12 protein-coding genes are annotated in these 13,048 nt (G+C 64.2%); 4 read left to right on the top strand and 8 right to left on the bottom strand.

Annotated features, from left to right (window positions below; all coding sequences use genetic code 11):
* Positions 1 to 23: 23 nt before the first annotated feature.
* From K663_RS09660 to K663_RS09645, 4 genes are all read left to right on the top strand, one after another.
* Complete coding sequence (locus K663_RS09660; protein ID WP_083535866.1) at positions 24 to 2,513, top strand: TonB-dependent receptor; 2,490 nt, start codon at positions 24 to 26, stop codon at positions 2,511 to 2,513.
* A gap of 38 nt (positions 2,514 to 2,551) precedes the next feature.
* A complete protein-coding gene (locus K663_RS09655) occupies positions 2,552 to 3,529 on the top strand; it encodes an alpha/beta hydrolase (RefSeq protein WP_083535865.1) in 978 nt (325 codons plus the stop codon).
* 332 nt (positions 3,530 to 3,861) lie between these two features.
* The gene (locus K663_RS09650) at positions 3,862 to 4,788 is read left to right on the top strand and encodes a LysR family transcriptional regulator (protein WP_062116680.1); all 927 of its coding nucleotides are present in this window, start codon (positions 3,862 to 3,864) and stop codon (positions 4,786 to 4,788) included.
* Between the two features lie 20 nt (positions 4,789 to 4,808).
* Positions 4,809 to 5,102 carry a hypothetical protein gene (locus tag K663_RS09645; protein WP_062116678.1) on the top strand — a complete coding sequence of 98 codons (294 nt, stop codon included), beginning with the start codon at positions 4,809 to 4,811 and terminating at the stop codon, positions 5,100 to 5,102.
* Between the two features lie 29 nt (positions 5,103 to 5,131).
* Here K663_RS09645 and K663_RS09640 read toward each other — a convergent pair whose 3' ends face one another.
* From K663_RS09640 to trbE, 8 genes are read right to left on the bottom strand one after another with little or no spacing between them, the layout of a single operon-like run.
* Complete coding sequence (locus K663_RS09640; protein WP_062116675.1) at positions 5,132 to 5,353, bottom strand: DUF2274 domain-containing protein; 222 nt, start codon at positions 5,351 to 5,353, stop codon at positions 5,132 to 5,134.
* Positions 5,350 to 6,597, bottom strand: coding sequence for a TrbI/VirB10 family protein (locus tag K663_RS09635; RefSeq protein WP_083535864.1), 1,248 nt, complete (start codon positions 6,595 to 6,597; stop codon positions 5,350 to 5,352). The genes K663_RS09640 and K663_RS09635 overlap by 4 nt, the downstream gene beginning before the upstream one ends.
* A complete protein-coding gene (gene trbG, locus K663_RS09630) occupies positions 6,594 to 7,613 on the bottom strand; it encodes a P-type conjugative transfer protein TrbG (protein WP_062116672.1) in 1,020 nt (339 codons plus the stop codon). Before trbG ends, K663_RS09635 begins: the two co-directional genes overlap by 4 nt.
* Positions 7,600 to 8,292 (bottom strand): conjugal transfer protein TrbF, encoded by a 693-nt coding sequence (trbF, locus tag K663_RS09625; protein ID WP_062116669.1) that lies wholly within the window; start codon positions 8,290 to 8,292, stop codon positions 7,600 to 7,602. The genes trbG and trbF overlap by 14 nt, the downstream gene beginning before the upstream one ends.
* A gap of 6 nt (positions 8,293 to 8,298) precedes the next feature.
* Entirely contained in the window at positions 8,299 to 9,600 is a 1,302-nt protein-coding gene (gene trbL, locus K663_RS09620; RefSeq protein WP_062116666.1) for a P-type conjugative transfer protein TrbL, read from the bottom strand.
* Positions 9,597 to 9,851: a putative entry exclusion protein TrbK-alt gene (gene trbK-alt / locus K663_RS09615; RefSeq protein WP_062116663.1), complete on the bottom strand. Its 255-nt coding sequence runs from the start codon at positions 9,849 to 9,851 to the stop codon at positions 9,597 to 9,599. The genes trbL and trbK-alt overlap by 4 nt, the downstream gene beginning before the upstream one ends.
* Positions 9,852 to 9,859: 8 nt before the next feature.
* Positions 9,860 to 10,570 (bottom strand): P-type conjugative transfer protein TrbJ, encoded by a 711-nt coding sequence (gene trbJ, locus K663_RS09610; protein ID WP_062116660.1) that lies wholly within the window; start codon positions 10,568 to 10,570, stop codon positions 9,860 to 9,862.
* The gene (gene trbE / locus K663_RS09605; protein WP_062116658.1) at positions 10,567 to 13,041 is read right to left on the bottom strand and encodes a conjugal transfer protein TrbE; all 2,475 of its coding nucleotides are present in this window, start codon (positions 13,039 to 13,041) and stop codon (positions 10,567 to 10,569) included. The genes trbJ and trbE overlap by 4 nt, the downstream gene beginning before the upstream one ends.
* Between the last annotated feature and the right edge of the window lie 7 nt (positions 13,042 to 13,048).

Below are 13,048 nucleotides of genomic sequence, written 5' to 3'. Positions count from 1 at the left end.
CGGTTAGGCACAAGCACTAGTTTATGACGCTAGGTGGCGAGAATCTCGGCATCGGGAGAACTCCCGATGTCATCGCTTCAAAAAGATTACGTCTGAATGACGGTATGAAAATCAAAACGCTTTTTAGGAGAGGCATGATGGGGAATCATCGTCGAATCACGCTGCATAGTGGTGTCGTTATGTCTGCGCTCTTCTCGGTAATTACCGGGACCCAAGCACACGGTCAGGCTGTTCAATCAGGATCTGCCACACCGCCAGCGCCGGACGGTATAGCGTCGCGTGAGAATACGCATCCCGACACAGGCGTAGCCGAAATCGTTGTGACCGCTCAAAAGCGATCGCAGAGGCTAAGTGACGTCGGAATAAGCGTAGCGGTAGCGTCTGGTGAGCAGTTAAGAACCTCGGGGATAACTGACATCGCGGGATTACGGCAAGTTGTCCCTGGGTTCTCTGCCGCTACATCGTCGTTTGGATATCCTGTATTCTCTCTCAGGGGCGTGAGTTTTAACTCACTGTCCGCGTCCGCCCCGCCCGCTGTGAGCACATACCTTGACGAAGCGGCGCTACCATATCCGGCCATGACGGGTGGGCTCTTACTCGACGTCGAGCGCGTAGAAGTTCTGAAGGGACCACAAGGCACCTTATTCGGCCAGAATGCGACCGGAGGATCGATAAACGTCATATCAGCGAAGCCAACCAGGGAGTTTCACGCAGGGATCGCAACCGAAGTCGATAATTTTGGTCAGGTTATGCTAACCGGATACATTAGCGGTCCGATAACCGACACGCTGCGCGCTCGTGTTGCTGCGAGCACGACTCAATTCGGAGCCTGGCAGAAAGGCTACTATCTCAGCGACCAGAAGAACGGTGATCAGAACCTCGGAGCGGCCCGTCTATTGCTAGAGTGGACACCGGACGATCGGCTCGCTCTTTCGCTCAACGTCACGGGCTCGTACGATCATGGCGAGGCGCAACAAGGCCAAGCGGCTTCCGTAACTCCGGTCATTCCAGCGGCTTCACCGCCGGGTTTTATAGGATATCCCTCGCCGCATGGTGACCGAGACGCGGATTTCGACGCGGGTTTCAATACGCATAAGCAAAATTACACGGTGCAGAATGTATTGCGAGCAGACTATAAGCTCGGCAATTCAACAACTGTAACATCGATCACGAACTACATTCGGTCCAAGTCACGTACACCAATTGATAACGACGGGACCGCAATACCCGTGATTGTGGCTGAGCCATTTTCTAGCTTCAACACATTTTCCCAAGAGCTGCGCATTGCGGGAAGTTTATCCCAGGCGCGCCTCCATTACATCATAGGCGCCAACTACCAAAGGGACATTGTCCATGATGATCTGATTGATACGTCGTTTGCGTATTCTGGCTTGCCCCGCGGGGTCGTCGAAGTCAACAAGTACCGGGTTACAAATCGGGCAGTCGGCTTGTTTGCCAACGTCGACTATGACCTCACTTCCAAGCTCACCTTGACGGGGGGAGCGCGGTACACCTCAACCCGCCAGACCCTTAAGGGATGCACTGCGGATGGCGGAAATGGGCTGTTTTCCGCTACTGTAGGTGGTGTCGCCAACATCCTCCGGGCCGCCAGTGGGCTACCCCCGACTAATGCGTACCTGCCTGGGCAATGCATTCTTATCAATGATGTGGGCTCTGTCCCCGCCTACCTTCCTGTTTCTGCCGATCTTGCTCAGAAGGAAGACAATGTTTCTTGGCGCGCGGGTCTTAACTACAAGCCCACTACATCGAGCTTGATTTATGGCTTGATCAGCCGAGGCTATAAGGCCGGCAGCTTCCCCGCCCAGATTAGCTTAGTCCTGTCCTCAATCCGACCCGTGAAGCAGGAAAGCGTCACATCTTATGAGATCGGAGTTAAACAATCCATATTCGATCGTAGACTCCAGGTAAACCTCACGGGTTTCTACTATGACTACCGCAACAAGCAGTTTTTTACATACGTTCCGGTTGGTGGCTTTATCAATGTGTCTACGGTCGTCAATGTTCCAAGGTCATCTGTGAAGGGGTTAGATATTGATTTTACGGCCCGCCCAACGGATAGGTTGTCCGTGCGTGGTTCGGCGACGCTACTAGATACTAACGTTAACCGATATAGCGGGTTTAACTATTTGGGAATGCTTACTGATTTTAGCGGTAAGGAGTTTAACTATGCGCCTCGCTTCTCTACTACGGCAGACGTTGAGTACCGGGTCCCCATCGCGTCCTCTCTTGAGGGGTATGTCGGGGGAAGCATGGTATATAACAGTCGCACTTTTGCTGACTTGGGTGAGCCGGACGGCTTCCGCATAAACAGCTATACGGTTCTAGATGCGCGTGTGGGCATTCGTGCTCGCGCTGGGTGGCAAGCCGGTCTCTTTGTTCGAAATCTTACGAACGAGTACTATTGGACAAGTGTAGTCTCCGGCGGCGACTCCTCCGTTCGATATACAGGACGACCGCGTACCTTCGGACTTACGGCTAGCGCAAACTTCTGAGCCATAGCTGACATAAATCGCTAACTGGAGGGGCCGCTATGGCAGAATCCAATTTAGATATCCTAGTTCCCGCCCGCCGAATACCGGTGTCATCACTCGCTAGTGATGAACTTCGCAGAAAAACTATAGATGCGGCGAAAATAGAGAGCTATCCTGGGGGGGTCATTCCGTCAACGAATGAGGAATGGCGTCAGTGGATTCTTGCGCGCGGATATGATGATCTTCGTATCGATGAGCTTCTCGCAACCTTCAATCTGGATATGACCAGTCGCACGATTGCTGGCGTGCCGTGCTTTGAGATCGTGCCTCGTGATCTAACCGATGCAAGGCGAGATCAACTCTACCTAAATATGCACGGCGGTGGCTTCGTTGTCCATGCAGGCAAGGCTGGCACCGATGAGGCCGTGCTGATGGCGGGACTGACACGTACGCCCGTGTTGGAGATCGACTATCGCATGCCGCCTGATCACCCGTTCCCGGCTTCCATAGATGATGGTTTTGCCGTGTGGTCCGAGCTCGCGGCGTTACGATCGCCTCGGGGTATGGCCATGTTCGGCACGTCAGCCGGCGGCAACATGGTTCTAGCGGTTATTCAGCGGGCGCTACGTGAGGGCATTCCGCTCCCAGCCGCTATATGTGTCAATTCACCGTGGTCTGACCTCAGTTGTACGGGTGACAGCTACTTCATAATGGATGGCATCGATCCGACAACATTCGAAACCCTTGAGCCGATGGCGCGCGTGTATGCAGGCGACCTTGAATTGACGAATCCTCTGGTCTCTCCAGTATATGGCGATTATGAGAACTTTCCGCCCGCCGTCCTCATAAGCGGTACTAGGGACGTCTTTCTCTCCAATACCGTAAGGGTTGACAGAAAACTGCGCGAGAGTGGTATCGAAACTCGACTTATAGTTATGGAGGGCCATGCTCATGCAGACACTGCGAATCCCGCTTTCCCGGAGGTGCGGTATGTCTTCGGTGAAATCCAGCGCTTCTTCGAACGCTACGTTAAGTAAAGGTGGAATACGGAGGAGATAGCACACGCTTGATAGTGTAGGGGACGATCGGCGTGCTGGTGGCTTCATCGCCGGCGAGCGCTCGATCTTACCCATCACTCTGCTAGCGCTCGTGCCACAAATCGGCAGGACCTTGACCTCGGTCTCATAGTATCTGCGGCCTTCTTGGGCGGGCCGGTCGCCTCAACCATTGATAAGCTCGACCGCGGTCGTTGTCCTATGCGTCGCCGGTGCAACGCGCCTTGTGTGAACTCTTCGCACCAGACCGGCGTAAAGATGATGTCACGTTCCCGGCTCTCTACCGGGGAGTCACCAATTGCATCGTATAACGAATGATTGAGTTTCGCCAGCTCCGCTATCTGATCGCCGCGGCAGAGGCCGGCAGCTTCAGCAGAGCGGCCCGGCGGCTGGGCATCAAGCAAGCAACCCTCAGCCGGCATATTCTGGAAACGGAGAAGCGGCTGGACATGGTGCTGTTCGATCGCAAGACACGCGGTGCAACCCTCACACTGGACGGCGAGACCTACCTGCGGCGGGCGCAACGCATCATGAAAGAGCTGGACGAGCTGAACGAATGGGTCCGCACGACCCGTAACGGCGCCACCGGGGGACTCGCGGTCGGCTTCTATACCTCGCTTTCGGCGGGCAACCTGCGCGCCACAGTGAGCGAGTTCACGACCCGCTATCCCGACGTGAAGATTCGCGGGTTCGAGCGCGATCGCGACCTGTTGCTGGCCGGCATAGAAAGCCAGTTGCTCGACATCGCGATCATTGTAGGTGAGACGACTTATCCGGGGCTCGCGAGCCGCCCGTTCTGGAGCGAACGGTTGCTCGCGGCGCTGCCGGAGGATCATACGCTCGCCGCGCGCGAACGTATCTACTGGCCGGACCTGGCCGGCGAGCGCTTCCTGCTTATGGTGCGAGATCCCGGGCCGGAGACGCGCAGCCTCATCCTGAGCAAGCTGGGGATGCCGGGCTTCTCGCCGCAAATCGACATGGACGACATCACACGCGAGACGGCGCTGAGTTCGATCGCGCTTGGCGGTCGCATCTCGATCATTGCCGAGACGGCGTGCGGCATCCAGATTCAAGGCGTGGTCTTCCGCGAGATCTTTGAGACCAACGGCCATACGAGGATCGGCTATTCAGGCTATTGGCGCGAGGATAACCAGAATCCCGTCTTGCGGCGGTTCCTCGATTTCGTTGTCAGCCGCTATTCGCTGCCACCCATCCCGCATCGGCGGCGCGAAACTCAGTAAGCGGAGAAGGAGGAGCAGCCATGATACAGGGCAAGACAATCATCATCGCGCTGGTGGCGCTGATCGTCGGGTTCGGGGCGGGGTTTATCCTGCGCCCGATTATCGCGCCCGCCAGTCAGATGGCGGCGACCGCGATCCCGGCCGAGACGGCGCCGCGCGCCGAACAGTATTTCGCCGCGCATCTCGATGAGGCGCGGCGAGTGGTGGCGGGATGCCAGGCGGGGTCAGTGCGCGGCGCCGAGTGCGCCAATGCCGGGCAAGCCGTCACGGAAGCCGAAGGCAAGGAGCGGTTCAGGAAGTTCATGGGCAACTGACCGCACCACCCCGCCCCCGATCGCGGCCGTTACCCTTGCTGTCGCCTAGCTTTCAGGAAGGCGCGATCAGCCGCGATGAACCGCTGGAGCATGGGGACGATCAAGCGGCCGGGCTCGATCGGCGCGTCGCCGGCATCGGCGAGCAGGCGCGCGTAAAGCGCGAGGTCCGCGTGGAGCGACGCCGGCAATTCCACGGTCAGCTTCACCGGCTTGTCGTCGGTGATCGGTCCGAGCCTGAGCTTCGCGGTCATTGCCCGCCTCCTGCCGGGGTGAGCACCAGGTCGCGCGTCACAATGACCCGAACCGGGAAGCCGGGCCGGATGGTGAGCGTCGGCTGGATATTCAGCTCGCGCTCGACGATCTGCTGCCCGGCCTGGCTGAATCCGTTGGCGGCGCCGGCCCGGAGCGCCTGCGCCAGATTGTTCTCGCTCTGGCTGGTGCCGGCCTCGCTGCCCACGCTGAGCATGGTCGAAAGGAGCGCAGCCTTGAACAGCTTGCCCCAATGGTTGTTCACGCTGTCCTCAAGCCCGGCATAACCTGCGGCGTCGGCTCCGGGCTGGCGCTCGAGCGCGATCGAGTGACCATCGGGCAGGATCAGCCGCGTCCAGGCGAGGAGCACACGGCTCTGCCCGAACGACACCGAGGAATCATAGGCGCCGATCAGCTTCGACCCTTGCGGGATCAGCAGGATGCGGCCGGTCGGGCTGTCATAGACGTTCTGCGTCACCTGGGCCGTGATCTGGCCGGGAAGGTCGGAGCGGAGGCCGGTGATGAGCGCGGCGGCGATCACGCTGCCGGCTTGGACCACATAAGGCGACGCCGGCGCCGACAGCCGTTCCGCGCTGACCACGCGGCGGTCGCCATCATCCTTCATGAAGGCGCGCTTGGCGGCTTGCCCGTTGGGGCTGGCGTAGTCGGACTGCGTGGTCGGCGCGGCGGCCGGCAATGCTGCGGCGGGCTGATCCGCGATGGCGAGCGCGGGCGCGGCGCCCGGCGCCGTTTCGCCGCCCAGGAACAGCTTGCTGGTGCGCGCGGCATCGCGCTCCTGAAGCACGCGCTGGCGTGCTTCGGCGGCAGCGTTCGCCTGCGCGCCCGCACCGGCCGGGGCCGTGCCCGGAGTTCCCAGCGCCGCCTCGCGGCGCTGCTCGGCCGAGAGGATCGGCGGCCCGAGATCGCCGGGCAGCGCCGGGCCGAGCTTCGGGACATGACCGTAATCCTTGGGTGCGGCGCTGATGACATCGGCGGTCGGCCGGTTGTCGGTGCTGTATAGCTCCTTCGCCTGGTGCTGGCCGGCCGGGCGCAGCGCATAGATCAGCGAGCCGCCGATGCCGAGGCCCGCGACGACACCGACCGCCGCCAGCGCCTTGCGCGACAGCCGCATCACACGCGGCGGGCTTCCACGCAGACGGAACGCTTGCGCATCCGATGGGGATTGGGGTGCGGCGGTCGCCGCCATGCTGGTCGGCGCGGCCGATTCCTGTTCGGACCCGCTCATGACCGGCCCCGGCGCGTGCCATCGGTGCGGGTGACGCGCACCTTCTGCTGAGACTTCTTGTCGCCCATGCGCAGTTCGGCCGCGCCAAACAGCCGGTCCACCACCATGTACCGGCCCTGGACACGGTAGTTGACCAGCTCGCCGCCACCGGCCGGCCCGACCACGAACAGCGGCGGCATCTCGCCCTGCGCGATACCGGCCGGAAACTCGATGAACACCTGGCGGCCGTCGTCGAACGCGCGCAGCGGCTTCCACGGCGCATTGTCACCGTCGATCGCGTAGCGGAAATTGAGCGCGGCTATGTCCAGCCCCGATGCGATCGGCGCCGCCGCGCTCGCCTCGGCGTTCTGGCGACGGAGCGCGATCAGGCTATCCTGCGGATAGGTCCACGAGACCGACGCCATATAGGTCGCGGCCGTGGCGCGCAGTTCGAGGTGATAGGTGCGCCGGGCGGTGTTGATGACGAGGTTCGTGGTCAGCTCGGGCCGGGTGGGCTTCACGAGGATATGGACGCGCTTCGTCGCGCCCGATCCGCTTGTCGTGTCGCCGATGACCCAGCGCACCGTATCGCCGGCCGCGACCGGCCCGGAGCCTGCGAGTTCCTCGCCCTCCTCCAGCGCGATATCCGTCACCTCGCCGGGCGCGGTATAGACCTGATAGAGCGCGCCATCGGCGTAGGGATATTGCTGGATGGCGTTGAGGAAGCCGTCCTTGACCGGCTGCACGCGGGCCGCAGCATTGGCGAGGCCGACGCGCTCCTTCGGATCAGCCGCCTCGGGCACGCGCGGCGCAGCCCTCACCGGCTTCAACTGCCCCGGCAGGGGCAGCGGCTGCGGGATCGCCACCACCTCGACCGGCTTGGCCGGTTCGGGCGCAGGGACTGCCTGAACGGCGGGCACGGCATCGTCATAGGCGATGGCGGGCGGCTTGGCGCCGGCAGTGGCGCAGCCGGCGAGCGCGGAGGCGGAAAGCAGCAGGACCGGCAGCGCGGCCCGGCGTGCGTCAGGATGCGTCATCGGACAGCTCCTTCGACCAGTTGATGGCGTTGACGTAGATCCCGAGCGGATTCTTGCGGAGCGCATCGGGGGTGGCGGGTGTCTGGATCACGATCGTCAGGATCGCCGACCAGCGTTCGGTCGCGGCAAGGTTGCCGTCCTGGTAGCGCCGCTCGGTCCATGCGACGCGGAAGCTGTCGGGCGAGGCGCGGATCACGCTGGAGATGTCCACCGCGACCTGGACCTTGCCGATATTGGCGAACGGGTCGTTCGAGCGCGCATAATCGTTGAGCGCGACCGCGCCCTTGTCGGTGGTGAAGTCGTAGGCGCGAAGCCAGTTCTGGCGGACCACGATTCCGTCGGCGGCGATCCCGCGCACCTCCTCGATGAAGCGCGCGAGGTGGAAGGCGATTTCGGGATCGGTCGGGCGGTAGCCGTAGTCGGCGGGCGCGACCGCCTGCGCCTGGCCGAGCCGATCGACCTGCACCACCCACGGCACGATCGAGCCGCGCGCGGACTCCCATACAAGGCCGGCGGCGAGTCCGCCCGACAAAGCCAGCGAGGCCAGGCAGGCAAGCCGCCAGTTCTTCGCCTGCACGCGCGCGGAGCCGATGCGGTCATCCCAGACCTGGGCGGCACGCTGGTAGGGCGTCTCGGGCTCGGGCGTCTGCCCGTAGCGGATGGAGGGGCGTCGGAACATAAGCGGCTAGTCCTTCTCGCTGGTATCGACCGAGGAGCCGCCGCCGTGGCTGTCGCCACCGCGTAGCGTGTGGGCGGCGACGCTCGCGCCGTGGCTCATGGTCTGGCGGTGCTTCATGGCCTTGGCCCAGGCCGGCGGGCCGGCTGCGGCGGACGCCTCCGGGGCGGCCGTGCCCGTCGTCGAGGCTGCGGCGGAGGTCGCGGCGCTTGCCGATTGGTAGTTCTGCTTCACCGAAGCGGCGGCCTGGCGGAGCGGCGACATCGCGGCGCTTCCCGCCGCCTTGCCGACGCCGCCGAGGCCGCCAGCCACCGAAGCCGCGCCGGACTTGCCGGTCGAGCGCGCGGCATAGGCGCCCGACGTGGCGCCTGCGGCGCGCGCACCGCCCGTCGCCATGCCGCCGATCGCGCCTGCCGCTGCGCCGGCCGCGAGGCGCGCACCGGCGACGCCTCCCATGATCGCGCCTCCGGCGGCGAGCGCGGTTCCCGCCGCCGCGCCCGCGCCGAGTTGCGGACCGCCGGCGACGATGCCGTTGGCGATACCGGGGCCGAAGACGGACAAGCCGAGCAACGACAAGGCTGCAAGCGCGATGGCCATGACCTGTTCGGCTGTCGGCACGGTTCCGAGGCTGGCGTCGGTGAACTGGCTGAACAAAGTGGTGCCGATGCCGGTGATGACGGCCAGCACCAGCACCTTGATGCCGGTCGAGACGATGTGGCCGAGCACCTTCTCGGCCATAAAGGCGGTGCGGTGCCAGAAGGCGAAGGGGAGCAGCACGAAGCCGGCGAGCGTCACCAGCTTGAACTCGATGATCGTGATGAAGACCTGCACGGCGATCACGAAGAAGGCGAGCACGACGATCGCCCAGGCGAGCAGCAGCACCACGATCAGCGCGGCGTTGGAGAAGAAGGCCCACAGGCTGCTATATTGGCCGGCGGCGGTGAGCAGCGGCTTGGCGGCGGTGAGGCCGTTGGCGGCGATGCTGCCCGGCTTCATGAAATCGCCGATCGCGAGAGTGCCGCCCGACGCTTTCAGGCCGAGCCCCGCGAAGCTCTGAAACAGGATGCCGGCGAGATTGGAGAAGTTGCCGATGATGAAGGCGAAGGTGCCGATATAGAGGGTCTTCTTAACGAGACGCTGCAACACGTCCTCGTCGGCGCCCCAGGCCCAGAACAGGCCGGCAATGGTCACGTCGATCGCGATCAGCGTCGAGGAGAGGAATCCGACCTCCCCGCCGAGGAGCCCGAACCCGCTGTCGATGTAAGTGCTGAACGTGTTGAGGAAGGTGTCGATGACGCCGGTGTCGGTCATGGCCGGGCGCCTTCCTCGCCGAAGAAGCGACGGCGATTGGCGGCCCACGCCGCCTCGCATCCCGCGTCGGGCATGGTGAGCGTGGCGCAGCGGTCCAGCTCGCGCGCCAGCGCCTCGGGCACAGCCGCCGTCTGTTGAACGGGTGTCGCCACCTGAGCCGGCCGCTCGCGCGTCACGACCCCGGCGACCACGACCGCCATCATCATGCCGGCGAGCGCGGCGACGCCGCCAATTTTCGCGGTGCGCGACATGGCCGAGCTCAGTTGCCCATGAAGCGGCGGAACCGCTCCTGCGCGTCCGCCTCGATCTGCGTCTGGCGGGCCATCTCCAGCGCCTGCGCGCGCGACTGCGCGGCAAGCAGCGCCGTCAGGTCGGCGATCTGCTGCGACTGGAGCGCGAGAAGCTGGTTGCCGGCCTGCGCCGCCTGGAGCGCGCCGGTCGCCGACTGGCTGGCCGAGACCAGGCCGTTCATGCTGGTGCGGGCGCCGTCGATATTGCCGACGACGCCCGCCTGAACCCTCATCGTATCCTGAAATGCGGCGACGCTGGTTTTCCAGCTCTCCTGCGCGTTGGCGACCATCTGCGCGTCGGAGGTCGAGGCGGTCGCGCCGTTGTATCGGGTGGTGAACGCCTGATCGATCGACTGGACGCTGTAGGCGATGCGCTGGGCATTGTTCAGGAGTTGCTGGGTGCGCTGGATCTGCGCCTGCAAGGTCGCGAGCGTGCTGAATGGCAGCGAGGCGAGATTCTTCGCCTGATTGATGAGCGAGGTCGCCTGGTTCTCGATCTGCTGAATCTGGTTGTTGATCTGTTGCAGCTCGCGCGCGGCAGTGAGCACATTCTGCGCATAGTTGGTCGGATCGAACACGATGCCGCTGCCGAACTGCGCCTGCGCGGGAACGCTCGCGGCGAGGACAGCGATGGCGGCGACACCGGCTAACGCCGTGCGCCGCATGATGGACTTGCTCATGGGATGATCTCCTCGGCGGACAGGGGAAGTTCGGCTTGCCTGCGATCGTCGGGGGCGAAGGCCGGCAGGAGATCGGCCGCCCATGCGACGCCGCGTTCGCGCAGCCAGGCGGCGGCGAAGCCATCGCGGCCGTGGCGGTCGATCAATTCGGCGATGCGGCGCTGATCGGTCTTCGAGGAGGCGGCGGTGAAGGCCAGGGCCACCTCGCCCAGCCCCAGCTCGAAAAGCCGATTTCCGCGCGCCGACTGGTAGTAATAATCCCGCTTCGGCGTGGCTCGCGCGATGATCTCGATCTGGCGGTCGTTGAGGCCGAAGCGGCGATAGACGGCGGTGATTTGTGGCTCGGCCGCGCGCTCGTTGGGCAGGAAGATGCGCGTCGGGCAGCTTTCGATGATGGCCGGCGCGATGGCCGAGGTTTCGATGTCGGCGAGGCTCTGCGTGGCGAAGATGACGCTGGCGTTCTTTTTCCTGAGCGTCTTGAGCCACTCGCGGAGCTGGGCCGCGAACTCCGGGCTGTCGAGCACCAGCCAGCCCTCGTCGATGATGAGGAGCGTCGGCGATCCGTCCAGCCGGCCCTCGATACGGTGGAACAGATAGGCGAGCACCGCCGCGGCCGATCCGGCGCCGACCAGGCCCTCGGTCTCGAAGGCTTGGACCCTGGCCTCGCCCAGCCGTTCGGTCTCGCCATCGAGCAGCCGGCCCCACGGCCCGCCGACACAATAGGGCGCGAGCGCCTGCTTGAGTTGCTGGCTCTGCAAGAGCACGGCGAGGCCGGTCAGGGTGCGCTCGGCCAACGGGGCGCTGGCGAGCGAGCCGAGCGCCGACCAAATGTGCTCCTTGGCCTGCGGGTCGATGGTGACGCCTTCACGGGCAAGGATCGCGGCCAGCCATTCGGCGGCCCAGGTGCGTTCAGCCGGATCGTCGATGCGGGCGAGCGGCTGAAGCTGAACGCCGGTCTCGCTCTCGTCGGAGAGGCCGCCGCCGAGATCCTGCCAATCACCGCCCATCGCCAGCGCGGCCGCCCGGATCGAGCCGCCGAAGTCGAAGGCGAAGATTTGAGAATCCGGGTAGCGACGGAACTGCATCGCCATCAGTGCGAGCAGCACCGACTTGCCCGCGCCGGTCGGCCCGACGATGATCTCATGGCCGACGTCGCCGACGTGAAGGGAAAACCGGAACGGGGTCGAGCCTTCGGTCCGTGCGGTGAGCAACGGGGGCTGTCCGAAATGCTCGTCCCGTTCCGGCCCCGCCCATACCGCTGACAGGGGGATCAGGTGGGCGAGATTGAGCGTGGAGATCGGCGGTTGCCGGACGTTGGCATAGACATGGCCGGGCAGGCTTCCCAGCCACGCCTCGATCGCGTTCATCCCTTCGGGGATGACGGTGAAGTCGCGGCCCTGGATGACCTTCTCGACCAGCCGCAGCTTCTCGGCGGCGACGGTCGGGTCACGGTCCCACACCGTCACGCTAGCGGTGACGAGGGCGAGACCCGCATAGTCGGCGCCCAGCTCCTGCAAGGCGGTGTCGGCGTCGGCGGCCTTGTTCGAGGCGTCGCTGTCCAGCAGGACCGACGCCTCGTTGGTCATGACTTCCTTGAGGATCGCCGCGACCGACTTGCGCTTGGCGAACCATTGCCGCCTGATCTTGGTCAGCAGCTTGGTCGCGTCGGTTTTGTCGAGCATGATCGCCCGCGTCGCCCAGCGATACTCGAACGGCAGCCGGTTCAGCTCGTCGAGCAGGCCGGGAAAGGTGACGCTCGGGAAGCCGATGACGGTGAGCGTGCGGAGATGATGATCGCCCAGCTTCGGCTCCAGCCCGCCGGTCAGCGGCTCGTCTGCGAGCAGCGCGTCGAGGTGGATCGGCGTTTCCGGCACGCGGACGCGTTGTCGCCGGGTCGAGATGGTGCTGTGCAGGAAGGTCAGCGTCTCGGCGTCATCGAGCCAGCAGACCTCGGGCACGAAGCCTTCGACCAGATTGAGCACGCGGTCGCTGCGGTCGACGAAGCTCTTGAGCAGCTCCCACGGATCGACGCCGCTGCCGGAGCGCCCCTCGTAGAGCCAGCCTTCAGCGCGGGCCGCGTCCTCGGCCGGCGGCATCCAGGCGAGCGTCAGATAATAGCGGCTCTCGAAATGCGCGCCTTCCTCGCGGAATTGCTCGCGCCGCTCCATGTCCACCAGCGCCGAGGCCGGATCGGGAAAGTCAGAATCCGGGTAGGTGAGCGCGGGCGCGCGCTGCGCCTCGACGAAGATCGCCCAGCCCGAGCCGAGCCGGCGCAGCGCGTTGTTGAGCCGCGCCGTTGTCGCGACCAGCTCTGCCGGCGTGGCGCTATCGAGATCGGGGCCGCGAAAGCGCGCCGTGCGCTGGAACGATCCGTCCTTGTTGAACACCGCCCCTTCGCCGACCAGCGCCGCCCAGGGCAGGAAGTCGGCGAGGTGCGCAGCACCGCTTCGATATTCGCGCAAGCTCATCATCGGGCCG

This window comes from Sphingobium sp. MI1205 (genome assembly GCF_001563285.1).
Taxonomy (GTDB): Bacteria; Pseudomonadota; Alphaproteobacteria; order Sphingomonadales; family Sphingomonadaceae; genus Sphingobium.
The sequence above is the reverse complement of the archived record's forward strand: the minus strand, read 5'-3'. Positions and strand labels throughout refer to the sequence as shown.

Bases quoted from the DNA above. Each gene is read 5' to 3' on its own strand.
- trbE (WP_062116658.1), bottom strand. From the start codon at position 13,041: ATGATGAGCTTGCGCGAATATCGAAGCGGTGCTGCGCACCTCGCCGAC.
- K663_RS09655 (WP_083535865.1), top strand. From the start codon at position 2,552: ATGGCAGAATCCAATTTAGATATCCTAGTTCCCGCCCGCCGAATACCG.
- trbJ (WP_062116660.1), bottom strand. From the start codon at position 10,570: ATGAGCAAGTCCATCATGCGGCGCACGGCGTTAGCCGGTGTCGCCGCC.
- trbG (WP_062116672.1), bottom strand. From the start codon at position 7,613: ATGACGCATCCTGACGCACGCCGGGCCGCGCTGCCGGTCCTGCTGCTT.
- K663_RS09645 (WP_062116678.1), top strand. From the start codon at position 4,809: ATGATACAGGGCAAGACAATCATCATCGCGCTGGTGGCGCTGATCGTC.
- trbF (WP_062116669.1), bottom strand. From the start codon at position 8,292: ATGTTCCGACGCCCCTCCATCCGCTACGGGCAGACGCCCGAGCCCGAG.
- K663_RS09660 (WP_083535866.1), top strand. From the start codon at position 24: ATGACGCTAGGTGGCGAGAATCTCGGCATCGGGAGAACTCCCGATGTC.
- K663_RS09650 (WP_062116680.1), top strand. From the start codon at position 3,862: ATGATTGAGTTTCGCCAGCTCCGCTATCTGATCGCCGCGGCAGAGGCC.
- K663_RS09640 (WP_062116675.1), bottom strand. From the start codon at position 5,353: ATGACCGCGAAGCTCAGGCTCGGACCGATCACCGACGACAAGCCGGTG.
- K663_RS09635 (WP_083535864.1), bottom strand. From the start codon at position 6,597: ATGAGCGGGTCCGAACAGGAATCGGCCGCGCCGACCAGCATGGCGGCG.
- trbK-alt (WP_062116663.1), bottom strand. From the start codon at position 9,851: ATGTCGCGCACCGCGAAAATTGGCGGCGTCGCCGCGCTCGCCGGCATG.
- trbL (WP_062116666.1), bottom strand. From the start codon at position 9,600: ATGACCGACACCGGCGTCATCGACACCTTCCTCAACACGTTCAGCACT.